Source organism: Pedobacter sp. MC2016-24 (genome assembly GCF_015223055.1).
In the GTDB taxonomy this organism is placed as follows: Bacteria; Bacteroidota; Bacteroidia; order Sphingobacteriales; family Sphingobacteriaceae; genus Pedobacter.
The window spans coordinates 74,040-100,068 of record NZ_JADFBX010000014.1; the positions used below are offsets into that span (position 1 = coordinate 74,040).

The following is a 26,029-nucleotide window of genomic DNA, read 5'->3' on the forward strand; positions in this document are numbered from 1 at the left end:
ATGAAACTAAAATCAGCATTAACCATTGCAGCCTTGTCGCTGGCATCTGTATCTTATGCTCAAGAAGCAGCCAAAGTAGCACCTTTAGAAATATCTGGTTCAGTAGATACCTATTTTAAGTATGATTTTGCCAAAGTACCTAATATAGCAACCAGTTTTGCCAGTGATCAGAATTCGATTTCTATCGGAATGATTGATCTGGCTTTAAAGAAAACTACAGGTAAAGCTTCGTTTGTAGGTGAGTTGTCATTTGGTCCGCGTGGGCAGGCAGGGTCTTTAGTGCCTCAGGGTGCAGAGTCTTTTCATATCCAGAACTTATATGCTTCTTACGCTTTTACGGATAAGTTTTCCATGACTGCGGGTTTTATGGGTACATTTATTGGTTATGAAGTGATCTCGCCGGTAGCCAATTTTAACTACTCAACTTCTTATTTGTTCAGCGCGGGTCCGTTCCAGAATGCTGGAATTAAAGGAAGTTATGCCTTTACAGATAAAGTAAGTTTGATGGTGGGTTTGTTTGACGACTGGAATGTATATACAGATGTAAATGGTGTATCGCATATAGGCGCGCAATTGACTGTTTCTCCTGTTGAAGGTTGGACTGCTTATTTGAATGTGCTTTCTGGTAAATCTGCTGGTGCTGTAGGTGTGGGTACCATCATGGATTTAACAACTTCCTATCAGGTGACTGAAAAGGTGAAGATTGGTTTGAATGCAGCTGATTATACCATAGGAAATAGTGGCGGCGGTTATAGCGGTGCGGCTTTATATCTGCAAAACGCTTTCAGTCCTGCGGTATCTTTAGGTGTAAGAGGTGAATACTTCAGCACAAAAGATAAAGTAAATGGTGCTGCAAACCTGAATGTTGTTCCGGGCGAATCTGTAACTGCAGTAACCTTGTCGGCGAACATTAAGTCTGGCGGACTGACCTTTATTCCTGAGGTTAGATTTGACAACGGATCTGCAGATATGTTCGCGAAAAGTAACTTATTGCCTACCAAAAGTGCCTCTCAATTTTCATTGGCACTGGTTTACGCTTTTTAGTCTCAATTACCTTAACTTTAAGCCACCACACCGATTTGGTCTGGTGGCTTTTTTTGAACCTGATATTTATGAAGACCTTTTTCTTAACCGCTTTACTGTTGATCACCGTAACTGTTTTTGCCCAGGACAAACCTTTGTCTTTAGATGAAAGTGGGAAACTTATTTTTTACGAAGTGGTAGACCTGAAAACAGTTCCGCGCGATTCTTTAAGGCAGCGGCTGGATATTTTTCTTAAAGCAGAGGGGAAAGCGTTAAAAGTTAAATCAAAAGCTTCGGATAGTATCCTGCAGGCTGCGGGTAAAACGATCATTCGTAAAACTGCATTGGTTTTGAGCAGGCCTTCTGGTGAGGTGCTGTATAATTTTTATGCAGAGTTAAGGGCGGGAAAATACCGCTTCTGGCTGACTGATTTTAATTTTATTCCTTATGAACGCGATAGGTATGGCAATTTTATACCGGCTACCAGTATTGGTGTGCCCCTGGAACGTAAGCCGGGCAAATTAAATGCGGGTGAATGGGATGCTTATGTAAAGGCGACTACAAAAGATGTGAATGCCTTTGCGGCGCGTTTTAAGACTGCGATGCAGCAAAGTAGTCCTTTACAGCCTGTATTGAAGGCTGTGCCGGTAATTTCAACAAAAAAATGGTAAACTAATGTACCATTTTATCGGCGCAGGTAGAGCTGGCAAAAGCTTCTGGTTTGGCTTTAAAGATAAAGCCCATGCTTAAGATATAGCCCATGGCCTCGTTCAATGCCTTGTTTGATTTAAACATCGGATTGGTGTTGATGTCGGCATGTACTTCCAGGTCTACATGATACAAATCCAGGAGGTCGCAAATGGCATACGCCGTTTCAATCGACTTTTGTACCTCAACCAGCATCCTTTCTTTGATGCTCATCTTTTGGCTGGTCTTTTCCTGGTGGATGTACATGAATCCGCCATGTTGCTCCCTCAGTAGCACAATAACTGTTGCAAAATCGGTAAAATGACCCTTTACCTGTGAGTCTGTTCCGATGCAGATCTTTAGGCGATAGCCCTTGTCAGTCTCCCTGATGATGGCTTGTTCAACCTCTTCTAAAATGGGCGTGTGGATAACTTCGCCGCTAAATTTCTTCCAAATCATACGTATTGGTGTTATTATTTAAACAACCCGTATTCAGGTTATCTAAAAATAGGTGGTTAAATTCAGAAAGCCATTAATTATTTGTTGTTTAATTGCTAACAAATAGTTAATTGTCAACAACTTATTGATCAATTAAAACTGTTTTTAGCTCAGTTTGTTATACTAGGCCAGATTTAGATGCGTTAGTTATAGACTACACTGATCAAATAATTGGTAGATGAATGACTGAATAAAATTGAATGAGCATGATAAAAGCAGAATTGATAAATGAGTTTTATATGATGCAGCAAAGCAGGGCATCAGTTGATTACAATGAGCTAATGGATGAGCGTGTATATACCCCGATAAAACAGGCCAATCACCAAATGACCAATTGGATTTCTGAAAGAGGGCATATGTTGATGAAGTTGGATTCGCGGTTGAATAATTCCTTAAAGCACCTTAGAAAGAAGTATCTCAAATTTTAATGGCTTAATTCCATTATCTTTGTGCCATGATGGTAGAAAAGATACTGGAGAAACTGAAAATTACATCCCTGAATGAAATGCAATTGGAAACGGTTGCCGCTGCAAAGAAAGGGAGTGATCTTGTGTTGCTTGCGCCAACAGGTTCAGGTAAAACACTGGGTTTCCTATTGCCTGTACTTAACAATTTAGATGCCGGTGTTAAAGGTGTACAGGCTTTGGTGCTGGTTCCTTCACGAGAACTTGCCTTACAGATCGAAATGGTTTTTAAGCAAATGGGAACTGGTTTTAAAGTGAATTGCTGTTATGGCGGACATGCCGTAAAAACAGAGCGTAATAATTTTGAGCAACCTCCAGCGGTTTTAATTGGTACGCCGGGCCGGATCGCATATCACCTGCGTCATGAGAATTTTGATGAATCTACGATTACGACACTGGTTTTGGATGAGTTTGATAAAGCCCTGGAATTTGGTTTCCAGGAAGATATGTCATACATCATCCGTAAACTGCTTTCCTTAAAACAACGCATCCTCACGTCTGCTACGACAATGGACGAGATTCCGGATTTTACCGGGATTCAAAATCCGGTGCACATTAACTTTTTACAGGATGTAAAGGTGGTACCTGATTTGAAACTGAAAAAGGTGCTCACTACGGCAGAAGATAAGTTAAATACTTTGCTGCAGCTGATCTGTAAAATTGGCAATCAAACCACCTTGATTTTTTGTAACCACCGGGAGACCGTAGACCGCATCAGTGACTTGCTGATCGATCAGGATTTGGCACATGATATCTTTCATGGTGGAATGGAGCAGGATGAACGTGAGCGGGCATTGCTGAAATTCAGGAATGGCAGTATTCAGATGTTGATCACTACGGATCTGGCCTCTCGTGGACTGGATATTCCCGAGGTTTCCTGTATTATACATTATCAACTTCCATATACAGAAGATGCGTTTTTGCACAGAAATGGGCGTACGGCAAGGATGAATGCCAAGGGAACGGCCTATCTGATTCTGGCTGACGATGAAAAGTATCCTTTTCTGAAAGCTGATATTGAAACTGAAAGTTTAAAAGGAGTTTTTGCTTTGCCCAAAGACAGTGCCTGGCAAACCCTTTATATTGCTGCCGGTAAAAAAGACAAAGTAAATAAAATAGACATTGTTGGTTTGTTGATCAAAAAGGGAGGCTTGCAAAAAGAAGATGTGGGATTGATTGAAGTCAAAGATCAGGTATCTTACGTTGCCGTGAAGCGCAAGCTGGTGGGGAAAGTTTTAACTAAACTGGCCAATGAGCGGATTAAAAATAAAAAGGTTAAGATAGAGGTTGCCATGTAAACCATTAATAACAACAGATGAGTAATAACGATATATTTAAAAAACTGCGCGTTGCGCTGGAGCTGACCAATGATGATATCATCAAAATCATGGAATTGGTGAATTTTAAAATTACGAAAAGTGAATTGGGTTCTTTCTTCAGGAGCGATGATCACCCTAATTTTAAGCCTTGCGGGGATCAGATTTTACGTAATTTCCTAAATGGCCTGGTGATTTATAAACGTGGCCCAAGACCAGAAAAGCAAATGGATTAGTCCATTTGCTTTTCTCATTGTAATTATTGAATTATGATTTTGCCGGATTTGCTGTCTTTAAGCGGTACCGGTTAAATTTCCCTGTTTCTGGTTTGATGACGTCTAACAGATTTTTTCTTGGCTGACGGGATAGAATGTCTGTAACCCTGAAGGCTTCAATGTCCACATCAAAACGTTTTTTGCAGGCTAGAGCGATTTCTTTCGCCGTTTTGAATTCGTTTAAGAAATCTGTTTCCAGAAGTGCATCAATGTGCTTGGCAAACGTGCGCGACTCATCCTTGAGATAGCCTGGCTCTGTTTGGGTAGACCTGACATATTTCTCAATATTTTCGCGTAATTCCATTTTAGGAGGAATCGGGTATTCCGGATCGGCAAACTTGTAATATTTAATGCCGAAGTAGGCGGCAATTTCTTCAAGTTTGTCTATTCCAATACTTACATTTCCGGCTTCGATAGAAGCAATGTAGGGTTGGTGTACAGCTAGCGCCTTGGCCAGGTTTTCCTGGGAAACTTCAGCCATCTTACGAAAGGCTCTCAATCGTTCTGCGTACTCGGTTTTGGCGGTTTTCTCTTTTTTTGACACTAATCAAAGTGACTAATAGCGATCATCTTATTTAATATTTTATTTTGTATTTTGAAATATGTTTTTATACATTTGGTATAGATGTTTAATTTTAAAATCATGATTTGCTAATATTTGTGAAATAATTATTTTTTTTGAGGGTGATTGGAAAATATTGACTGCAACAATGGATGCTTTTGCTGAATCTGATTTCAATTTATGGGTTGCTGCTCCGGGGGGGCTGTATTGGTTTGTCAGGATCCAATTGACGCTTCGGGAGCCCAGATTCAAGGAGTACTTTAAAATAACGAACATAAAAAACAATCAGATTGAAATGAAACAAGAAAAACGGACATTAAAAATTAGGGAACTGGAAGCTGAGTCTGTGCTGGAACGATTTGCTACCTACCAGATCGAGGATAACTATTCGCCATACAAAGTGATCAAAGCATTCTGGAAAAAGTACAACCTTTTTGAAACCCAGGAGCCCCAGTACTGGTTAATGGATTTACCCAGACTAACAAGGCCTGAGGAAGATGGAGTCGCGAATGAAAATGAATTGTATACCAAGTTTAATGAAGATGTAAGGGATTTGCTTAAGGCTATTTATTTTCAGAACAGATACTGTAAAGATTACTGGAAGTCAACATTTGTAAAATAAGTAGTGAATTTACCTGACCGGACTCTGATCAACAATGGTTCTGAAAGTCAGGTTTATTCTGGGCTTTTTAATGAGTTTAGTGGGAGGGAGGCGATGCAGCCAATTGGTTTGTGTCGCGTCCTTCATGACCAGTAAACTGCCATGTTCCAAAATAAGCGATACCTGTTGCTCAGTTTGCTTGTGTTTAAAAGAAAATTTTCTTTCGGCACCGAAACTCAAGGAGGCGATAGCCCCATTTTTTTTCAGGTCTTTTTCTCCGTCACTATGCCAGGCCATACCTTCTTCGCCGCTATGGTAAAGGTTGAGCAGGCAGGAATTGAAACGTTCTCCCAACTTTTGCTCTGTCAGGCTTTTAAGTTCCAATAATTCTTTCGTCCAGGGTAAGGCTTTTTTGGTTGTATTGGAATAAGTATATTCAAACTGCATGTCGCCATACCAGGCTACTTTACGTTTGGTCAGGATGTGTTTGCCGAATATGATGGCTTCATCACTTTTCCATTCAATATGTTGCAGTAAAACTTCAAAATAGTGATCGGCCTGTTGCCTGGGCATCAGCCAGCCATAATAATTTACAGTACCGCCATCAGGTAATAGATTTCTGTCTTTTTCCGCCTCGTTAGTAAATAAATCCATGTATGTTAAGTCAGATGCGTCAAAAATGCGGATTAATTGCTGTAAATAAAACCCGGTTCTTGCTTAAAAGAAAAAAAAGATTTTTATCTCTTTTTTAATTTAGCTTTATTTGATAATTATCCTAAATAATTTAACCCAATTTTATGATTTCAAAAGTTGTTGAGCGCCCGGTTATTGGGGTCGATATTGGAGGTTCGCACATTACCGCAGCTTACATAGACGCCACCGCATTATCTGTTGTTGAGGGAAGTCTAAGCAGGGAGCGTGTACCTTCCAATGATACTGCCGATTTAATTTTTGACTCCTGGGTTTCAGCTTTAAAGCCCTTACTCGATAACTTTCCTTTTGGCGAAGCTAAATTGGGGATAGCCATGCCCGGTCCTTTTGATTATACCAATGGTATCGGGCTTTTTAAAGATGTTAAAAAGTACGATGCTTTGTACGGCGTAGCAGTTGGAAAGATCTTATCTGAACGTTTGAATATCGCGCTTGCTGATGTGGTGTTTATCAATGATGCTGTTGCTTTTTTAACGGGTGAACTGGTTGCCGGTGCGGCAGTAAATTTTTCCCGTGCAATTGGCATTACGCTGGGTACAGGACTTGGTTCTTCCAGTAATTGTAGTGGTACAGTGGTGGACGTTAATCGCGCGGCTATACCTTTTCAGGAGAGCAAAGCAGAAGAATATCTTTCTACACGCTGGTTTTCAAAAAGATATGCGGAATTGACCAATGGCGGGACGATTAAAAATGTAGAAGAACTGTTGCAGGCCGGAGATCAGGCCTTGAAGGATCAGATCTTTGATGAGTTTGCGGATAACCTGGCTACTTTTATCAATGACTTTATTGAAGCAGAAAAGCCGGAGGTTCTGGTTATAGGTGGTAACATCGCACGCAACTGGGTTCATTTTATGCCCCGGCTGCAAACACAGCTTAAAGATCAGACCGTAGTGATTAAACAAACTGAGATGTGGGAGGATGCTGCGCTTGTTGGGGCGGCAAGTGTATGGATTAACGAATAGACAACAACAATTTATGAAACAATTTTATGCTTTGCTGGCCGTTTCTGTTCTTGCTTGCCAGCTGTCTTTTGCCGCTAAAGTAGACACTGTTGTAACCCATAGTGAGGTCATGAAAAAGGACATCAAGGCCGTAGTTGTTACACCGGACCGTTATGCGGATGCGAAAGCTTTACCTACTTTATACCTGCTTCATGGGGCGGGTGATGCTTATAGCGGATGGATTAAAAAAGTTCCTGCCCTGCAACAATATGCAGATCAATATCAAATGATTATCGTGTGTCCTGATGGAAATGTAACAAGTTGGTATTTTGACAGTCCGGTAGACCCGGCCTGGCAATACGAGACTTATGTATCCAGGGAGCTGGTCAATTACATTGATAAGAACTACAAGACAGTTAAAGACCGGAAAGGACGGGCGATTACTGGTTTAAGTATGGGTGGACATGGCGCCTTGTATTTGTCTTTCAGGCATCAGGATGTTTTTGGTGCTGCGGGCAGTATGAGTGGAGGTGTAGACATCACTCCATTTCCATTAAACTGGAATATTGCCAAAAGGTTGGGTGATTATGAAAAATATCCGCAGCGCTGGAAAGAGAACACCATCATTAACATGACACACTTGTTGATTCCAAACAAGCTTGCATTGATTATTGATTGTGGGCGAGATGATTTCTTCTATAATGTGAATGTCAAGTTGCACGACGAATTGGTGTATCAGAATATACCGCATGATTTTATCATCAGACCAGGTGCCCATACCTGGCCATATTGGGCCAATGCCATTAAGTATCAGTTGTTGTTTTTCAATGATTTTTTTAATCGCGGTTAGTCGCTTTATTTTATCTGCATAAAAAATCCGGTATCGTTCTGATACCGGATTTTTTATATTCATGAATTACACTAATTTTTTGTACCTGATGCGGTGTGGTGTCACATCACCTAAGCGTTTTTTACGGTTTTCTTCGTAATCGCTATAGTTTCCTTCAAAAAAGTAAACCTGTGAGTTTCCTTCGAAAGCCAGGATGTGTGTACAGATCCGGTCTAAGAACCACCTATCGTGACTGATCACTACTGCACAGCCGCCAAAGTTCTCCAGTGCTTCTTCCAGTGCTCTCAAAGTATTCACGTCGATATCGTTGGTAGGCTCATCGAGTAACAATACGTTGGCTCCTTTTTTCAAAGTAATGGCCAGGTGTACGCGGTTGCGCTCCCCACCAGATAGGATGCCTACCTTTTTCTGTTGATCTCCTCCGTTGAAATTGAATTTGGAAACATAGGCACGGCCGTTTACTGCCTTATTGCCTAGTTGAATATTGTCCAGGCCATCGGTGATGTTTTCATACACCGTTTTATCCGGGTCGAGGTCATTGTGCATCTGATCTACATAACCCAAGGCTACCGTTTCACCAACACGGAAAGTTCCGGCATCAGGGGTTTCCTGACCGGTGATGAGGCGGAATAGCGTCGTTTTACCGGCACCGTTTGGTCCGATAATTCCAACAATTCCAGCAGGAGGTAAAGAGAAACTCAGGTTTTCAAATAAAATCCTGTCACCATAAGATTTGGTGACTTCATTGGCTTCGATCACTACATTTCCTAACCTTGGACCAGCCGGGATAAATAGCTCCAATTTGTCTTCTCTTTCTTTCCCGTCTTCCGAGGCCAGTTTATCATAGTTGGATAAACGTGCTTTAGATTTTGCATGTCTGGCTTTTGGTGCCATACGTACCCATTCCAACTCACGTTCCAGTGTTTTCTGACGTTTGCTTTCTGTTTTTTCTTCCTGGGCAAGGCGTTTCGCTTTTTGGTCTAACCAGGATGAATAATTTCCTTTCCATGGAATACCTTCACCACGGTCTAATTCCAGGATCCAGCCGGCAACATTGTCCAGGAAGTACCTGTCGTGGGTTACCGCAATAACGGTTCCTTTATAGTTTTGCAGGAATTGTTCTAACCAATCGATACTTTCCGCATCCAAGTGGTTGGTTGGCTCATCCAGTAATAAAACATCAGGCTCCTGAAGCAATAAACGGCACATGGCCACACGTCTGCGTTCACCTCCGGATAAAACACCGATTTTAGTTTCCGGATCCGGGCAACGTAGAGCGTCCATTGCTCTTTCCAGTTTGGAATCCAGTTCCCAGGCGTTTACTGCATCGATTTTATCTTGCAGTTCACCCTGGCGGGCCATCAGTTTATCCATTTTATCTGCATCAGAGTAGTTCTCTTCTAAACCGAATGCTTCGTTCACTTCTTCGTATTCTTTTAAAATGGCAGTAATTTCAGCTACACCTTCTTCCACTACTTCGCGAACAGTTTTATTTTCGTCCAGCTCAGGTTCCTGTGCCAGGTAGCCTACGGTATAACCTGGTGAAAAGACCACTTCACCCTGGAAGGCCTTATCGATACCTGCAATGATTTTTAAAACAGAGGACTTTCCGGAACCGTTTAAACCGATTACCCCGATTTTAGCACCGTAAAAAAAGGAAAGGTAAATGTTCTTTAAAACTTGTTTTTGGGGAGGATAAATCTTATTTACCCCCGCCATTGAGAAAATTATCTTTTCGTCTGACATAATTATTTTATAGTGTATAGCCTTTTTATGACTTATAAATCGTTTAAATGACCAATTATTTCTGGATTGGTTGCCTGCAAAGATAAGACTTTGTTACTGATCACCCAGCAATCAGGAATCAATATCGCTTAGGATCGTTTGATCAATGATTAAAATGAATGGGTAACATTTTTTGATTTGAATTGATATCAATCAAATAAACAACCAAATCATGAAAACTTTTACTAAAATTGCCTGTGCTTTGTTGCTTTCTGCAAGTGTAGGTTACGCTCAAATTCCTGGACAGCCGATCAAAGGAGTCATTGTACGGGGTGGCAAAAAACCTGGAGGTAATATGCTGATTTCCTTTGGTGCTGGAAGCAATAATCCTGGTCAGGATGTTAAAAATAACTATGGCATTAATAAGGGATTGGCGCTCAATGCCAGTCTGTATGTACCTATGGCAGGTAATTGGGAAAGTTCAACTTCAGAAACCATTTTTAGCATTGGTCTGAATGCCGGAGCGGAGTATTTTAAAGGTGATTTGCGTGCATATCCTTCAAATTATCCTGGTTATGGTATCATTGGCCAGTCTGGTCAGACTTCATACGCAACCAGACCTGTTGATAGCAAGGTGCCTGTTTACCAGGCAGAAGCGGGTATGCAAGCCAATTTTTCTTTCGGTAAGCTGACCATTTCTCCAATCTTAAATGCAGGCTACAGGTCTATTAAACAAACCGAACTTCAGTTTAGCCAAAACAATACGGTAAATGGGCAAAGTTACACTTACAATTTATACAGTCAGCCTTCAGGTAAAATTACGGGCTTAGCCTTGATGCCAAAACTGCGTGTCGCTTATTTTCCAGGTAAACTGGGATTTTATGTGGAGGGTAATTATACTTCGGGACCAGATTTGAAGCGTGATGGAACTGTGTTTAAACCTCAGGGAAAACCAAATGACCAGGGTTTGTATAACTTAGATCAGATGCAAATGGGAACTACGGTGTCATCAGCGACCAAGGCTATGTCGTACCAAAGCATGGGATTTAAGGTAGGGATGAGTTTGGCAATTGGTAAGGTCAGGAGGAGCAGAGCTTCTGCTTCAACTCCATCTGCTCCGGCAATTGCCAGTGCAAAAGACCAGGATGCGGGGACGGTTGGTTCATTGTCGGCATTGCTGTTTCCGGTTAATAACCAGCAACAGGTTATTCCAGCATCGATTACTGGCGGAAAGGCAATTGCTTTAAGCAATTATGAAGGACAAGGTGATGAAAATACAAAGGCTGTGTTCGTAGAACCATTGATGGTTTCATTTGCTACGAAAAGTGCTGAATTCAAAAAAAGGCTGAAAAATGATGAGGTTTCGCTGGGTTATACTTTAAAACAAGATGGAAATGGCAGGTTGTTTGCCATGCCCTTCCCTATATTTCATGTTGCACCAGTAGGCCGTGTATTGATGGGCTGCGACAATTGTAACGGTTGTGATGATGGTGGCTGTGGTGGTACGAGTTTTTGTTTCAGGTTGATCCCGATTGAGAAAGATACGTTGAGTGGTGCAATGGTGCTGGACGATGATAAGACGCCTATAAAACATCACCCGACCGTCCGTAAAGTTTATGGTAAAGCGACAAACCTGGGTAGTTATACTTACCAGACTTTTTATAACGGAGAGCCGGTGAGTGTAACGATCGAATATGCTTTGAATTATTTCAGTCACCCGCAACCGCAAAATAGACCAACAGGAAAATGGTGCGGCTGTTGCATTGGTAAATACTGTTTTGCCTGGTGGACCACAAATTTAAATGCAGATTGTTCTGAATTATGCAATAAATTGAATACGATGTACGACAAGATGAAAAGTGCACAGTAAGCAGATATACCGGAAATTAGAAAACGATTATCTTAAAGCAATATAGGTTAATAACTAATCTATATTGCTTTAAGTTAGATGAGGGAAGCTGGTAATGGTATTATAAGCTTCCATTCGCTCTTAAGTAATCGGTTTTTGCCAGGAGATAATCGTAAACAGTTTTAACGTAATTCTGCTCGGCTGTACTGAGTGATTTCTCGGTATCAAGTAGATGTCTATATAATAAAGCGCCGAATTTATATTGTTGTTTTTGTGTGTTATAGATAAGTCTCGATAAATCGTAATTGCTTTTGGCGGTCTGCATATTCTTAGCCGCATTACTTAATGTAGTGGTGGCATTTTGAATTTCATAATTGATATCGGCATTTTTTTGTTTCAGTAGTAATGCCGTTTGTTTGTCCTTTAGTGTGAATTCTTTCAGATTTGCTTTGTTTTTAAATATCAGGCTTATTGGTACATTTAGTTTTAAGCCCAGATAGCTAAATGGCGACCACATTTTTGTCGTGGAATAGTTGAAATTATCATTTAGAAACTGCTGCGAATAGTTGGCAAACAAAGAGATTACAGGAAGATTGCTTTGTCTTATTTTTTGTTTCTGCAGTTTGATGTCCTCCTGCTGCAACTGCAGCAGTCTGATTTCTGTGCGTGAAGGACCGGCCGCTTCCATTAGAATTTGTTTGTCTGCGATGATGGTGTCTGTAAGCACAAGGTTAAGGCTGTTGCTAATGTTGAGCTGGTAACTTAATTTTTTGAGACTCAGTTCGTACTGCTGCCGTTCTTTTTCAGATTCTGTTTGGGCATTCTGATAATCAAGTTTTGCTTTAAGCAGATCATTTTCTAATAATGCGCCAGCCTTGAAAGTCGCAGTTGCGACGGTATAATAATCCTGGTACCGATTTTGGTTATCGATCATAATTTTCAACTGCAGCGCTTTTAACTGTACATTGAGATAGGAGTAGTTAACTTGAGTTTTGATCTCAATTTCGTAAGCCCTGTTCCTTTCTTCTTGAGTAGCCAGATCATTTCGCGCAATTTTGATATCTGTTGTAAGGTTGGGTTTAAAAATCGGCTGATCTAATTCAATATCAAATATGGTGGTGTTTTTAGAACCCAGGGCCAACAATTGTGGTTGGCTCGAACCAGAAAATCCAGTGGGGATGAGCGTGGCTTGTAACTGCGTGTTGTACCTGATCGTACCACCTGCACTGAGGTCTGGTAGCCATTCGTTCCTGGTTTTGACGATGTTATTGTTGGCAATGTCAATGTCATATTGATTGGCGTGTATATCAAATCTGTTTTTTAATGCAAGTGCCTGGGCCTGTTGCAGACTAATCTTTAAGGTATCAGTATTTTGGGCCACTGCTGAAAGGTATAACAGCATGAAGATTAAGGTCATGTATCGTTTCATTTGGTGAAATTTAATAAAGTTAGTGTGCATCCATAGATACACTGGAATTGTTGTCTTTTTTCTTGTGTTTGATAAGCAAAACAATGGGAATAGCCGCTAGTAGTGAAATGGCAACAAACATAAATCCATGGTTGTAACTGACGAGCGCCTGCTGTTTGGTAAGGGTATGGTTCATCAGCTGATATGCGGCTGCCGCAGACTCATCTGTTGAATACCCCGCGTCTGAAAATAATTGAGTAAAACCACTGAGTCTTTCTGTGCTGATTGGATTATACTCACTGATATTACCAATCATTGTACTTCGGACAAAGGCGTTTTCCTGGTTTACATAAATATTCATCAAAGCCACTCCAATGGCACCACCCATTTGACGGAACATATTGGTTAAACCAGCTGCCTGGGCAAGATCTTTACCGGTAAGGCCAGCCATAGCAAGGTCAAAAATCGGTAGAACCATAAACATGATTCCGACACTGCGAATCATGAATGGCCAGAAGAAATTGCTGCTATTGCTTTCTGGAGATGAATAAGACAGCATGACCAGGTAAAGGATATTCAATACAATACCAATTAGGATGAGAATTTTAGGATTTGCTCCTTTTTCCATGGCTTTCTTTCCGATGATCATGCCGACAATGATAAAGAGCGAGCTTGGAATCATGAAAGCGCCAGTTTGAGTGGCAGACCAATCGAGCGATGTTTGTACAAAAAGAGGGAAAATAAAAATTGTACCGGTCAGGATCATTCCGATGATCAGGTTCATCACATTACCCATTAACAGGTTAAAGCTTCGATACAAGCGAAGGTCTACCGCAGGGAAATCGATACTGAGTTCACGGATAATAAAAGCGATAATACCAAGCGTCGCTGTGATTGTAAAGAAGATAATTTCATGACTTTCAAACCAGTCGGCCGCAGTTCCTTCTTCCAGAACATATTGAAGGCTGCCAATACCGATGACCAGGAATAAAATGCCCCACCAGTCTATTTTTGGTTTGGGAACCCCTTCCAGGTTGGGGATATATTTCCAGGATAAAATACTAGCGACTACACCGATGGGAAGGTTAATGAAAAATACCCAGTGCCAGGAAAAATTATCTGTAATATACCCGCCTAATATAGGGCCGAATGCGGGTCCGACAATGATACCCATCCCATAAATCATCATTCCCGTCATCCGTTTTTCGGGTGGAAATGCACCCAGAATCACTCCTTGTGCTGTTGATAATAGTCCCCCACCGCCCAATCCCTGAATGAAACGCCAGAATACGAGGGTCCAGAGACTGTCAGATAGTCCGCACATTAAAGAGGCAAAGGTAAACAGGAGTACTGATGCGGTAAAATAGGTTTTGCGGCCGAAGAGATTGGAAAGCATGCCTGATAGCGGTATGATGGTTACGTTCGCAATGCTATAGGCAGTGATGACCCAGGCTATTTCTGTTGTGGTAGCCCCAATATTCCCGCTGATCTCACGCAGAGATACGTTAACTACGGTGGTATCTATCAATTCGATGATGGCACAGGAGATTGCCGTAGCAATGAGAATTGCTTTTGTCAGACCAGTTGGATAGCTGATGGCTTGTTGTTGGACTTCAGTTTCCATTATTCTGTTACTCTAACTTTTACAAAAGCACTTAAGCCGGCAAACAGAACAGTCGGTTTGTCTTTGGGCAAAGAAAAAAGAACGATTCGTATTGGAAAGCGCTGCGTGATTTTAATGAAGTTTCCGGATGCATTATCGGGCGGGATCAGAGAGAACTTGGCACCAGTTGCCCCGCCAAATGAAGCTACTGTTCCATTGAGTTTCAGGTCAGGATAGGCATCTAATTTTATAAGAACCTGCTGTCCGATTTTTATTTTGTTAAGTTGTGTTTCTTTGAAATTGGCCGTAACCCATAATTTGGTTTGATTGATTACCGTACATAAAGGGGCGCCGGCAGTTACATACTGGCCTTGTTGGGCAGTCCTTTTCGTTACGATACCATCAAATGGTGCAATGATATAAGCATGTGCGAGTTGTTGCTGTATTTGTAGTAGTTCTGCTGCACGTTGTTTTACTGTAGCTTTTGCTGCCATGATCTGGCTTTCTTCTGCTTTGGCCTGCGTTTTTAAACCTGATGAGGAGGCCACAGATGACTGCTGCTGATTTACAGCTTTCTGGTACTCTACTTTGGTAATGGAAAGATTGGCTTGGGCATCTTCAAACTGCTGTTGCGTAATGGCTTTTGCCTGAAGTAAAGCAGATGCGCGATCAAAATCTTTTTGTGCTTTTCTGAAGCTCGTCTTTGCGGCGAGCATATCCTGTTGGTAAGCTGCAGAATTTTGACTCGAAGCATTTGCATTTTCACCGCTGGCTATGGCCCTGGATCCGGATATTTCCAGGTTTGCTTTTGCATTTTCCAAAGCAGCAGCGGCCTGCAGGATTCTGGTTTTTAATTCTGTCGTATCAAAAGCGAGTAGTGTGTCCCCTTTTTTGATCAATTGGTTGTCTGTAAAATAGATACGATCTATTTTAGCTGTGATTTCTGCACGCACGGGTAAAATGTCGCCGTCAAGCTGTGCATTGTCTGTACTTTCATAGGTTGCACCTTTTTTCCAGAAGTAATAACCTCCCGCTGCAATCAAGAGTACGATGACTCCTATGATTAAAAGTTTAATTGATTTCTTCTTGGTCATTGTTTCTTCTTTTTCCATTTTACTTTGATCTTCCAGTGTTTCTATATATTCCGACCGTTCGGTATGTTTTTAGGTAAAAAAATTTTAGGCCCTAAAGCCCATGTAAATTCCGTCAAATAATGGTTTAAGTTCATGCATCTTGCTGGCCGCACCATCAATAATTAAGTGCATTCCAAACCCATCACCCAGATAGATGAATGTTTTGGCAATAAGTTCATCGGGAATTTTAGAGTTGATTTCTCCACTTTTTTTAGCCGAAGTGACTATTTCAGTCCAGGCATTTAATTCATTTTGGTTATGCTCAAGATGTTTGTCTTTAAATGAAGGCAGCATTTTTAAGGCGTCAAATAACAGGAAGTAGTGATTTGCATTGAAGGTATCACCTGTTACCAGACCTATTTTACCTGCCGACTGTATTTTTTCTTCCATTGATTTCAGGTAGTCGCTATAAAATGATTTTAACGAATCATGAGAAAGATTGCTGAAATCGAACTTCATAAAGTCGGATAAAAAGAAATCGACCACTTCTTCAAAAACTTTTTCCTTGCTACTGAAATAATGATAGAATGCCCCTTTTGAGAGTCCCGTGGTTTCCACAATTTCTTTCATTGTCACTTCTTTGAAGCTCTTCTGCAGAAACAGTTTTAAGGAAGTGTTGAGGATATGTTCTCTAGTGTCAATCATAATACCGACCGTTTGGTATGCAAATGTAAGAATAGTTTTTAGATTGTCAAGTGCTATTGCGCTTAATTTATACTTTACTTATATTTATACGGGATACTGACAGAGTTGCTTCTTATTTTATAATTATAGATAGAATAGTCAAAAAAAGGTAACATTTATGAAATAACGTCAGTTGCAACATCGGATTATTGGCCAATGGCGTAATTGTTGATAAAATAAAAAAAATACAGGTGCCTATTTATAAAACATATTTTATAGTTTAGAGCGTTCCTGAATTAGAAAGGTATATATGGAAGCTAAATTTTCTCCACAAGTAAAAGATGTGATTTCTTTTAGCAGGGAAGAAGCCCTGAGATTAGGTCACGATTACATAGGCGCAGAACATCTTTTGTTAGGCCTTATTCGCGAAGGCGATGGTATGGCCATCAAAATATTAAAATCACTGGGTGTTGACACTTCAAAACTTCGTCGTTCGATAGAAGACTCGGTTAGAGGTACCTCCAGTGTGACGGTTAACCTTGGGAATATCCCTTTAACCAAACAGGCCGAAAAGGTTTTAAAGATCACGTATCTTGAAGCGAAGATTTTCAAAAGCGATTTGATTGGAACAGAGCATTTGCTGCTTTCTATTCTGCGCGATGACGATAACATTGCTTCTCAGATCTTATTGCAGTACAACGTGAATTACGAAATTTTCAAACAGGAAGTTGAAGTGAATAAAAACGGTTTCAGAGATGAAACTCAAAATAGCGCATCAACAGGTGGTGACGATGATTATCGTGAGGAAGAAAGCTTCAGCAGCCCTAAGAAAGTGTCTGACATCAAATCTAAAACGCCGGTTTTAGATAATTTTGGAAGAGACTTAACCAAAGCTGCAGAGGAAGGTCGTTTAGACCCAATCGTTGGCCGTGAAAAAGAGATCGAGCGTGTATCTCAGATTCTTTCCCGTCGTAAAAAGAACAACCCTATCCTGATCGGTGAGCCAGGCGTTGGTAAATCTGCGATTGCAGAAGGACTTGCCTTGCGTATTGTTCAGCGTAAAGTATCCAGGGTATTGTTCAACAAACGTGTGGTTACTTTAGATCTTGCTTCTTTGGTTGCAGGTACTAAATACCGCGGACAGTTTGAAGAGCGTATGAAAGCCGTGATGAACGAGCTGGAAAAATCTACAGATGTGATCTTATTTATTGATGAGATTCATACGATTGTAGGTGCAGGTGGTGCTTCTGGCTCATTAGATGCTTCGAACATGTTCAAACCTGCTTTGGCAAGGGGCGAAATTCAATGTATCGGTGCAACGACTTTAGATGAGTATCGTCAGTACATTGAAAAAGATGGTGCATTAGACCGTCGTTTCCAAAAAGTGATGATTGAGCCTGCTACTCCTGATGAAACGGTTGAAATTCTAAACCGTATTAAGGAGAAGTATGAAGATCACCATGGGGTAACTTATACTAATGAAGCGATCAATGCCTGTGTGGCTTTGACTTCAAGGTATATTACCGATAGGTTTTTACCTGATAAGGCGATTGATGCTTTAGATGAAGCTGGATCAAGGGTTCACCTAACCAATATCCATGTTCCGGAGAACATCATTACTATCGAAAATAAGATCGAAGAGATTAAACTGGAAAAAAATAAAGTTGTAAAAAGCCAGAAATACGAAGAGGCTGCGAAACTGAGAGATACTGAAAAAAATCTGTTGGAGGAGCTGGAGCGTGCTAAGGCAGAATGGGAAGCAGAAACCAAAACGAAACGATATACCGTTACAGAAGATAATGTAGCTGAAGTAGTTTCTATGATGACTGGTATTCCGTTGCAACGTGTGGGACAAACAGACAGTACGAAATTGCTGAATATGTTTGATACCGTGTCGTCTAAAATTATTGGACAGGATGATGCCATCAAAAAACTGACCAGGGCAATACAACGTACAAGAGCTGGATTAAAAGATCCTAAAAAACCAATCGGTTCATTTATTTTCTTAGGCCCTACTGGTGTTGGTAAGACTGAATTGGCAAAAGAATTGGCTCGTTTCATGTTTGATAGTGACGATTCACTGATTCAGATTGACATGAGTGAATACATGGAGAAATTTGCGGTATCCCGTTTAGTGGGCGCGCCTCCGGGATATGTTGGTTATGAAGAAGGCGGACAGTTGACTGAAAAAGTACGCCGTAAGCCTTATGCAGTTATTTTGCTGGATGAGATTGAAAAAGCCCATCCTGATGTATTCAATATCTTGTTGCAGGTATTAGACGAAGGTCAGCTGACTGATAGTTTAGGACGTAAAGTAGATTTTAGAAATACGATCATCATCATGACCTCTAACATTGGTGCACGTCAGTTGAAAGATTTTGGACAGGGCGTAGGTTTCTCTACCACTGCTAAAACGAATCAGGCGGATACCCATTCAAGAGGTGTAATTGAGAATGCTTTGAAACGTGCTTTTGCACCTGAGTTCTTAAACCGTATTGATGATGTTGTGGTATTCAACTCACTGGGTAGAGAAGAAATCTTTAAAATCATTGATATTGAATTGAAATCTTTGTTCGGACGTGTACATAACTTAGGTTATGAAGTGAAGCTGACTGATAAAGCCAAAGATTTCATTGCTGATAAAGGGTTTGACTCTGCATTTGGTGCAAGACCGTTGAAACGTGCGATCCAGAAATATCTGGAGGATCCGATTGCAGAAGAAATTCTGAAAGGTGAAATCCACGATGGTGATACTTTAGAAATTGATTACGATAAAGAAGCTGATCAGATCGTAGTTGTGCTTAAAGCAGCGGGTAAGAAAAAGAAAAAAGAAGAAGGAAGTATAGAATAAGCGTTTTAAGCACATTTAAAAGACCCCGGCAGAAAAACTGTCCGGGGTTTTTGGTTTTTACGATAAATGGCTCTATTTTAGGGAGTAAATAGGTTAAGGTAAAATATAAATGAAACGCAGATCAGCATCCATGAAGCGAAAATTAGCGATGATGCTCCCTCTTGTTTTTCTGACACTGGCTAGCCATGCGCAGGAAAAAATGGGAGCTTATACACAAGAAATCAAAGGCACAAAATTGAATTTTGAAATGCAGGCCATCCCAGGCGGGATATTCATGATGGGCAGCAAAAATGGCAAAGCAGATGAACTGCCCTTGCATAAAGTAAAAATTGATCCGTTCTGGATGAGTACTTTTGAAGTGACCTGGGATATTTATGAACCTTTTCTATATAAGGACTATGAAACGACACACAGTACGGCGCCGGTTCCGGCACAGGTAGATGCGGTTACGCGGCCGACAAAACCTTATTTAGACATGACTTTTGGTATGGGAAAAGAAAATCACCCTGCACTGGCAATGACCCAGTATAACGCCATTCAGTATTGTAAATGGCTGTATGCCCGTACTGGTGTCTTTTACAGGCTGCCAACAGAAGCCGAATGGGAATACGCCAGTCGCGCAGGTACCAGCACAGCCTATTTTTTTGGCGACGATGCAAGCAAACTTGCTGAGTATGCCTGGTATAAAGACAATAGCGCCGCTAAAACACATGCGGTAGGGGAGAAAAAGCCAAATCCATGGGGCCTGTATGATATTTATGGAAATGTTGGGGAGTGGACTTATGATCAGTATACTGAAGATTATAAAGCAGTGGCGGCAGCGTCTTTGGCTGTTAATCCGGTCGTTGTTCCCGATAAATTATACGCCAATGTGATCCGGGGTGGGAATTATGATGATGTTGCTGCAGACTTACGTTCCGCTGCCAGGCTAGCCTCTGATCCGGTTTGGAAACAGCTTGATCCACAGATCCCTAAAAGTAACTGGTGGTTTCCGGAGGCTCCTTTTATCGGAATTCGCCTGGTTAGGCCAGTAAAGACGCCGACAAAAGCGGAAATTGATGCTTATTTCAATAAAGCACCCATTGCCGATTACTAAATGAACTCACAATCTTAAAACCAAATAAACTCAAAACGATGAACCACAATGAACTACGCGGCAAAAGGCGCGATTTCCTGAAAACTTCTGCACTGCTGACAGGCGGTATGATGCTGAACCAATTTGCTTTTGCTGGTGGTGCAGCACACTCTTCTGTTGATGATACGATTAAAATTGCATTGATTGGCTGCGGTGACCGTGGTACCGGTGCTGCTTTTCAGGCATTGAGTACCAAAGCCAATCTGAAGCTGGTGGCAATGGCCGATGCCTTTGAAGATCGCCTGAACAGCAGCTATCAGAAAATCGCCGAACGCTTTAAGGAGAAAGTGGACGTGCCGCAGGAGCGTAGATTTGTCGGATTTGATGGTTATGCCAAAGCCATCGCGCTCGCCGACGTGGTTTTACTGGTTACGCCTCCTGGTTTCAGGCCTATGCATTTTGAAGAAGCCGTGAAACAGGGCAAACATGTGTTTATGGAAAAACCTGTAGCGGTTGATGCGCCAGGAATCCGGCGCGTACTGGCGGCAGCAGAACTGGCCAAACAGAAAAAATTAAATGTTGTGGTTGGTTTACAACGCAGGTATCAGGCCAATTACAGAGAAACACTGAAACGCATTCAGGACGGACAGATTGGCGACATTGTGGGCGGACAGGTGTACTGGAACAGCGGTGGTGTCTGGGTAAAAAAACGTCAGCCTAATCAAACGGAGATGGAATACCAAATGCGTAACTGGTATTATTTCAACTGGCTTTGCGGTGATCACATTGTAGAACAGCATGTGCACAACATAGATATTGCCAACTGGGTTAAAAATGCTTATCCTGTCTCTGTTCAGGGAACTGGAAGTCGCGCCTGGAGAACAGGAAAAGATTATGGAGAAATTTATGACAACCATTCAGTAGAACTGACTTATGCAGATGGCGCTGTAATCTACAGTCAGTGCCGCCACTTTGAAGGTACAGCAAACCGGGTAGATGAAACTTTCCAGGGCACCAAAGGCCGGACTTATTTATCGGCCGGTAATAAAGGTATGTTATGGGATCTTAAAGGTAAAGAATTGTTCAATCACCCTTCAAAAGGAAATGCAAATCCTTATCAGACCGAACATGACGAGTTGTTTGATGCCATCAGTAAGGGCGAGTATAAGTTCTGGGATGCGGATCGTGCCGCAAAAAGTTGTTTTACTGCGATTATAGGTCGCTATGCAACCTATTCAGGACAACCTGTTAAATGGGATGAGGCCCTGGCTGCGGAGAACAGTTTGTTTCCGGATCAATTGAGCTGGACATCAAATCCTAAAGTATTGCCAGATGAGAATGGTTTATATCCGGTGCCAATGCCAGGTAAAACAAAGGTATTATAAAGCCTGGTGATGTGGGCTATAGGTAAGCATTTCCTGTTTTGGATTTCAACATTATTCCTTCTTTTTTATCAGAAGAAATCAATGCGTGAGTTTAATATTCATGGCTATGCGCAGGGTACGGACTACTCTATTAAGTATTTTGCCGTGGATAGTTTGGTAACCAAATCTAGTGTAGACAGTATTTTAGCCGTGATTGATGCTTCAATGTCCTTGTACAAACCGAGCACCCTGATCAACCGTTTCAATGCCTCAGCGCATGGATTAAGGCTGGATCCTCATATGTTAAAAGTGCTGCAAAAGTCATTTGCGATTTACGAGGATACCCAGGGTAAGTTTGACGTAACCGTAGCTCCATTGGTTCAGGCCTGGGGTTTTGGCGCTAAACCGATCCTGGAATTTCCGGATGCCGCTTTAATTAAGTCCATATTGCCATGTGTGGGGATGCCTAAAATCCATTTGAAGGGCGATTCTCTGTACAAAGATGAGCCTTGTCTGCAAGTTGACCTCAATGGCATTGCGCAGGGCTATAGTGTGGATGTGGTAGCTGATTACCTGCTCGCCATGGGGATTACCGCTTTTGTGGTAGAAATTGGTGGGGAGTTAAGGATAAAAGGACCCAAGCCTGATGGTTCGGCGATGCGGATTGGCGTGGAGGGGCCTGCATTAGGGGCGGGTGACGAGCCGGTGATCCGCAATGTGATCCAGCTCAACGATGGTGCAGTAACCACCTCGGGCAATTACCGGAAATTTGTAGAACGTGGTAAAAAAAAAGTAAGTCACCTCATCAATCCTAAAACTGGATATCCCTTAGATAACGAGTTGATCAGTGTTACCCTGTACGCAAAGGATGCATTGACGGCAGATGGTTACGACAATGCCGTGATGGCTATGGATGTAGAGGAGGCGCTCAGGTTTGTTCATGCGAGAAAGGGAATGGAGGCTTACCTGGTTTACCACCGCAAAAATGGAATGGTTGCCGATACCATGACCCGGGGCTTTAGAAAAATGATCATTACAGATGTAAAAAACAATCCACATGAATAGAATTGATTTTTTAAAAAATAGTTTAGCAGGGGCAGCTGCAATTGTTGCGGGCAGTTCATTAGATGTATTGGCCAGCAGCAAGAATGCAGAGACAGATGGTCTTGCCGCAGGCAAAACTTTTAATTTAGACTATGCCCCACACCAGGGCATGTTCAAAAATAGTGCAGGAGACGATTTTCTGGATCAGATCCGCTTCATGTACGACCAGGGCTTTCGTTCCATTGAAGACAATGGTTACCTGAAAAGGCCGGTAGAGGAGCAAAGCAAAATAGGTGATTTATTGGCTAAGCTGGGCATGCGGATGGGGGTTTTTGTAGTAGACAGTGGCGACAACTGGAAGACTTCTTTGACCACTGGGAAAAAAGAATTCAAAGATAACTTTGTAGATACTTGTAAACGTTCTGTTGAAGCAGCTAAGCGCTGTAATGCCAAGTGGCTTACTGTGGTGCCAGGTTTTTATGAACGTAAGCTGCCTTACGGCAACCAATTTGCCAATGTAATTGATGCCATGCGTGCCGGGGCAGAAGTATTTGAGCCACATGGACTAGTTATGGTATTGGAAACCCTGAGCGATACTCCGGAACTGTTTTTACAACAAACGCATGAGACTTATGCCGTTTGCAAGGCCGTAAACAGTACTTCCTGCAAGATCTTGTATGATATTTATCACATGCAAAAAACAGAGGGCCAGCTGATTGTTAATATGGACCGCTGCTGGGATGAAATTGCCTACATCCAAATTGGGGATAACCCGGGAAGAAAGGAGCCGACTACCGGAGAAATCAATTATAAGAATCTATTTAAGCACCTTTACGAGAAAGGTTATAAAGGTGTGATGGGTATGGAGCATGGCAATTCCCAGCCTGGTAAAGCCGGTGAAATGCGAGTGATTCAGGCTTATCGGGAAGTGGATAACTTCTTATAAATAATTAAAATAGATCCAGCTGAATTTTCGGTACTTTAAACAGACTGGAATCCAGCTGGATTCTTTTTTCGTTCAAATGATTCAAGCGACAATGCAGTCTGAAACTATCCTGGATCATTTTAGAAATGCTTCCATCGCCACGCATCCGGTCGCCAAACCTACTGTCATTTACATTTCCACCATGGCAGGATTGGATCATGTGCCAGACTTTATCAAACCTGTCCGGATAGTTTTTTCTTAACCAATCTTCAAATATACCACCGATAGCACCATTTAACCTGACTACTGTATAACCTGCGGCAATAGCACCGCAATTGGCTATGGTCTTGAGAATGGAAGGGATTTCATGATCGCTCAATCCAGGTACCAATGGGGCAACCATGACACCCATGGGGATACCTGCTTTACTCATTTCTTCTACAATTTTAAGTCTTTGCTTTGCAGTGGTGGTTCTGGGTTCCATTTTTTGTCTAAGGTCTTCATTTAAACTGTTGATAGATACATAGGCCATGCATAAGTTTAATTTAGCCATTTCCTGTAAAATGTCTTTATCCCTTAAGATTAGTGCATTTTTAGTGATCAGGCCGATGGGTTGCCGGTAGGCCAGGGCAATCTCCAGCAATTGCCTTGTAATTCTGAATTTTCTTTCGGCGGGTTGGTAGCAGTCTGTATTTCCCGATAGGGATATGGTTTCGGCATTCCAGCTCTTTCTTTCCAGAAATTTCTTAAACAGTGCCGGGGCATCAGCTTTTACAATGATTTTTTGTTCAAAATCCAAACCAGCGCTAAAACCCCAATATTCATGTGCATTGCGCGCATAGCAATAGGTGCAACCATGTTCACAACCCTGGTAAGGGTTTAAGGAGTAAGCCATGCCGACATCAGGGCTTTCTACTTTATTGACAATAGATTTTGACTTCCCATAAATGAATTTGGTTTTGTGAGTTTCCTGTTCCCAATCGTCAATTCCTTCCTGATGTTCCTGAACATAGTCATTTTTGGCAAAACGATTGTGTGGGTTGAATTGGGCTCCACGACCTTTTAGGTAATTGTCCGGCTTTTCTTCATCTAATATCATTAGTTAAAATTACTAATAATTTTAGTAAAAACAAATGTGGCTATTTATTTTTTCTCCAGGGGGATATAGTCCATTGGAACCATATCGCCTACTTTTTCATAGGCCCAAAAACCTTCATACAACATTGCTCTCGGATCGTAAATACCACCACTTTCATAAAAGCGGATGTCACGGTGTGCCAGATTGGCTACTGAAATTTCGTAATCCGGTACATCAAGTGGACGGAAAATCCAGAAACTCGTTTTAGAATAAGCTAAGGATTCTCTTTCTTTTGTATAAATGATTGCCAATGCACCCGTGGCATCGAGCATTTTTAAATTGTTGTTATAGGTGTAAACCAGGTTCTGTGGCGAAATCTCCCGCCGGTCCAGCTGGTCTACATATCGGGGCATTTCTTCCTGTTTCCGCCAGAAAGCGATCATTGCTGTATCCCTGGCCATTGGATTTTTGGTGATGGCATTTGGTTTGGCCTGGCTTTTTAGCTGTGTCAGTTTTTTCTGAATGATGCTGTCAGGGTAGCGGTAAGGATTCGGAACCTTGATCATTTTGTTGATGATGAAACCTTCTTCCTTGCTGTTTCCGCGATATAGTGATCGGAAAAAATGCTGCGAAGAGCCATAGTAAGCGATTTCTCTTTTTTCAATGTATTTTTTCCGCGTTTCCCCACTGGATTTCAGCTCTTCAAAAAAGGGGTGGCCTGAAAAGTAAATGATGCGTGTTCTGGAGTTGTACTCAAAATTGTCGAGCATATATTTTAAACGATAACCCAATGCTTTATTTTCAATAATTAAAAACTGATCTGTTTGTATGGTCAATGTGCTTTTGGTGACATCATAATCTATGTTCAGCACCTGGGGATTCACGATTTTACATTGTGCCGCATTGGGCGTGGTACCTATAAAAAACTCTTTAAACTGTTTGATGTATTTGGCACGATTGGGATCGGCATGGATTACCACTTCATTTAAATGAACTGTACTTTCTTTCAAAACAAGATCTACCTGTACGGATTTATCCGAGATGATTACACTTTTGGAGAACGGTACATATCCGACCATTTGCACCAGTAGGTCATAACTTCCTGGTTGTAAATTGCTGATTTTAAAATTTCCGTTGATGTCGGCCACGGTGGAGATCTGGTAACCGCTTAAATAAATCCCTGCGCCTGGCAAGGTCTCTTTTTGGTCGCGTACTGTGCCGGTTATGGAGAACGAAGCTTGGGCGTAAGCATGAATGCCAGCAAAGAGCGTAAACAGAAAGACCAACAGCTTTTTAATCATGAAGGCGAATGTAATAAATCGTTGAGTTTTTATTAAAAATTAAAGAATTTTTTAGCAATTTTAACATTTGGGATCTTAGTCTCGTGGCAGATCTCCTTTATCTTTACCCTTCACCAACATT

Annotated in this window: 24 protein-coding genes; 14 read left to right on the plus strand and 10 right to left on the minus strand. The window is 41.6% G+C overall.

Features of this window, described 5'->3' with window-relative positions; all coding sequences use genetic code 11:
* Together IM797_RS22930 and IM797_RS22935 are read left to right on the plus strand one after the other, a co-directional pair.
* Positions 1-1,044, plus strand: coding sequence for a porin (locus IM797_RS22930; protein WP_194129540.1), 1,044 nt, complete (start codon positions 1-3; stop codon positions 1,042-1,044).
* 68 nt (positions 1,045-1,112) lie between these two features.
* Positions 1,113-1,694, plus strand: coding sequence for a DUF4468 domain-containing protein (locus IM797_RS22935; protein ID WP_194129541.1), 582 nt, complete (start codon positions 1,113-1,115; stop codon positions 1,692-1,694).
* 1 nt (position 1,695) lies between these two features.
* Here the strand turns inward: IM797_RS22935 and IM797_RS22940 are convergent, their stop codons facing one another.
* Positions 1,696-2,169, minus strand: a complete 474-nt coding sequence (locus tag IM797_RS22940; RefSeq protein ID WP_194129542.1) for a ribonuclease H-like YkuK family protein — start codon at positions 2,167-2,169, stop codon at positions 1,696-1,698.
* A gap of 245 nt (positions 2,170-2,414) precedes the next feature.
* On the opposite strand from IM797_RS22940, the gene IM797_RS22945 reads away from it, so the two are divergent.
* Genes IM797_RS22945 through IM797_RS22955 form a run of 3 tightly spaced genes read left to right on the plus strand, consistent with a single transcriptional unit; the run spans position 2,415 to position 4,224 of the window.
* Positions 2,415-2,636, plus strand: coding sequence for a hypothetical protein (locus IM797_RS22945; protein WP_228099063.1), 222 nt, complete (start codon positions 2,415-2,417; stop codon positions 2,634-2,636).
* Between the two features lie 26 nt (positions 2,637-2,662).
* On the plus strand, positions 2,663-3,970 hold the full coding sequence (locus tag IM797_RS22950) for a DEAD/DEAH box helicase (protein ID WP_194129543.1): 1,308 nt from the start codon (positions 2,663-2,665) through the stop codon (positions 3,968-3,970).
* A 17-nt stretch (positions 3,971-3,987) separates the two neighbouring features.
* Positions 3,988-4,224, plus strand: a complete 237-nt coding sequence (locus IM797_RS22955; protein WP_194129544.1) for a DUF1456 family protein — start codon at positions 3,988-3,990, stop codon at positions 4,222-4,224.
* Positions 4,225-4,255: 31 nt separating this feature from the next.
* Here the strand turns inward: IM797_RS22955 and IM797_RS22960 are convergent, their stop codons facing one another.
* Complete coding sequence (locus IM797_RS22960; protein ID WP_194129545.1) at positions 4,256-4,807, minus strand: helix-turn-helix transcriptional regulator; 552 nt, start codon at positions 4,805-4,807, stop codon at positions 4,256-4,258.
* Between the two features lie 154 nt (positions 4,808-4,961).
* Between IM797_RS22960 and IM797_RS22965 the strand changes: the two genes are divergently transcribed.
* A complete protein-coding gene (locus tag IM797_RS22965) occupies positions 4,962-5,447 on the plus strand; it encodes a hypothetical protein (protein ID WP_194129546.1) in 486 nt (161 codons plus the stop codon).
* Positions 5,448-5,456: 9 nt separating this feature from the next.
* On the opposite strand, the gene IM797_RS22970 is transcribed toward IM797_RS22965, so the two are convergent.
* Complete coding sequence (locus tag IM797_RS22970) at positions 5,457-6,080, minus strand: alpha-ketoglutarate-dependent dioxygenase AlkB (protein WP_194129547.1); 624 nt, start codon at positions 6,078-6,080, stop codon at positions 5,457-5,459.
* Between the two features lie 143 nt (positions 6,081-6,223).
* Between IM797_RS22970 and IM797_RS22975 the strand changes: the two genes are divergently transcribed.
* Positions 6,224-7,099: an ROK family protein gene (locus tag IM797_RS22975; protein ID WP_194129548.1), complete on the plus strand. Its 876-nt coding sequence runs from the start codon at positions 6,224-6,226 to the stop codon at positions 7,097-7,099.
* A gap of 13 nt (positions 7,100-7,112) precedes the next feature.
* Positions 7,113-7,928, plus strand: coding sequence for an alpha/beta hydrolase family protein (locus tag IM797_RS22980; RefSeq protein WP_194129549.1), 816 nt, complete (start codon positions 7,113-7,115; stop codon positions 7,926-7,928).
* Between the two features lie 66 nt (positions 7,929-7,994).
* Here IM797_RS22980 and ettA read toward each other — a convergent pair whose 3' ends face one another.
* The gene (gene ettA / locus IM797_RS22985) at positions 7,995-9,674 is read right to left on the minus strand and encodes an energy-dependent translational throttle protein EttA (RefSeq protein WP_194129550.1); all 1,680 of its coding nucleotides are present in this window, start codon (positions 9,672-9,674) and stop codon (positions 7,995-7,997) included.
* 211 nt (positions 9,675-9,885) lie between these two features.
* Here ettA and IM797_RS22990 point away from each other — a divergent pair, with 211 nt between their 5' ends.
* Positions 9,886-11,523: a hypothetical protein gene (locus IM797_RS22990; RefSeq protein ID WP_194129551.1), complete on the plus strand. Its 1,638-nt coding sequence runs from the start codon at positions 9,886-9,888 to the stop codon at positions 11,521-11,523.
* Between the two features lie 100 nt (positions 11,524-11,623).
* Here IM797_RS22990 and IM797_RS22995 read toward each other — a convergent pair whose 3' ends face one another.
* The 4 genes from IM797_RS22995 to IM797_RS23010 all read right to left on the minus strand — a co-directional run bounded on the left by IM797_RS22995 (position 11,624) and on the right by IM797_RS23010 (position 16,291).
* Positions 11,624-12,931, minus strand: coding sequence for a TolC family protein (locus tag IM797_RS22995; RefSeq protein WP_194129552.1), 1,308 nt, complete (start codon positions 12,929-12,931; stop codon positions 11,624-11,626).
* A gap of 19 nt (positions 12,932-12,950) precedes the next feature.
* Entirely contained in the window at positions 12,951-14,534 is a 1,584-nt protein-coding gene (locus IM797_RS23000) for a DHA2 family efflux MFS transporter permease subunit (protein ID WP_194129553.1), read from the minus strand.
* Complete coding sequence (locus IM797_RS23005; RefSeq protein WP_194129554.1) at positions 14,534-15,625, minus strand: HlyD family secretion protein; 1,092 nt, start codon at positions 15,623-15,625, stop codon at positions 14,534-14,536. Before IM797_RS23005 ends, IM797_RS23000 begins: the two co-directional genes overlap by 1 nt.
* Positions 15,626-15,691: 66 nt before the next feature.
* Positions 15,692-16,291, minus strand: coding sequence for a TetR/AcrR family transcriptional regulator (locus IM797_RS23010; RefSeq protein WP_194129555.1), 600 nt, complete (start codon positions 16,289-16,291; stop codon positions 15,692-15,694).
* Between the two features lie 289 nt (positions 16,292-16,580).
* Between IM797_RS23010 and IM797_RS23015 the strand changes: the two genes are divergently transcribed.
* The 5 genes from IM797_RS23015 (at position 16,581) to IM797_RS23035 (ending at position 23,550) form a co-directional block, all read left to right on the plus strand.
* Positions 16,581-19,121 carry an ATP-dependent Clp protease ATP-binding subunit gene (locus tag IM797_RS23015; protein ID WP_194129556.1) on the plus strand — a complete coding sequence of 847 codons (2,541 nt, stop codon included), beginning with the start codon at positions 16,581-16,583 and terminating at the stop codon, positions 19,119-19,121.
* A gap of 130 nt (positions 19,122-19,251) precedes the next feature.
* Positions 19,252-20,217 (plus strand): SUMF1/EgtB/PvdO family nonheme iron enzyme, encoded by a 966-nt coding sequence (locus IM797_RS23020; protein ID WP_194129557.1) that lies wholly within the window; start codon positions 19,252-19,254, stop codon positions 20,215-20,217.
* 38 nt (positions 20,218-20,255) lie between these two features.
* On the plus strand, positions 20,256-21,581 hold the full coding sequence (locus tag IM797_RS23025) for a Gfo/Idh/MocA family protein (protein ID WP_194129558.1): 1,326 nt from the start codon (positions 20,256-20,258) through the stop codon (positions 21,579-21,581).
* Positions 21,582-21,662: 81 nt separating this feature from the next.
* On the plus strand, positions 21,663-22,625 hold the full coding sequence (locus IM797_RS23030; protein WP_228099064.1) for an FAD:protein FMN transferase: 963 nt from the start codon (positions 21,663-21,665) through the stop codon (positions 22,623-22,625).
* Complete coding sequence (locus IM797_RS23035) at positions 22,618-23,550, plus strand: hydroxypyruvate isomerase family protein (protein WP_194129560.1); 933 nt, start codon at positions 22,618-22,620, stop codon at positions 23,548-23,550. Before IM797_RS23030 ends, IM797_RS23035 begins: the two co-directional genes overlap by 8 nt.
* A gap of 4 nt (positions 23,551-23,554) precedes the next feature.
* Here IM797_RS23035 and IM797_RS23040 read toward each other — a convergent pair whose 3' ends face one another.
* Together IM797_RS23040 and IM797_RS23045 are read right to left on the minus strand one after the other, a co-directional pair.
* A complete protein-coding gene (locus IM797_RS23040; protein ID WP_194129561.1) occupies positions 23,555-24,628 on the minus strand; it encodes a PA0069 family radical SAM protein in 1,074 nt (357 codons plus the stop codon).
* A gap of 44 nt (positions 24,629-24,672) precedes the next feature.
* On the minus strand, positions 24,673-25,908 hold the full coding sequence (locus IM797_RS23045; RefSeq protein ID WP_194129562.1) for a carboxypeptidase-like regulatory domain-containing protein: 1,236 nt from the start codon (positions 25,906-25,908) through the stop codon (positions 24,673-24,675).
* Positions 25,909-26,029: the final 121 nt, after the last annotated feature.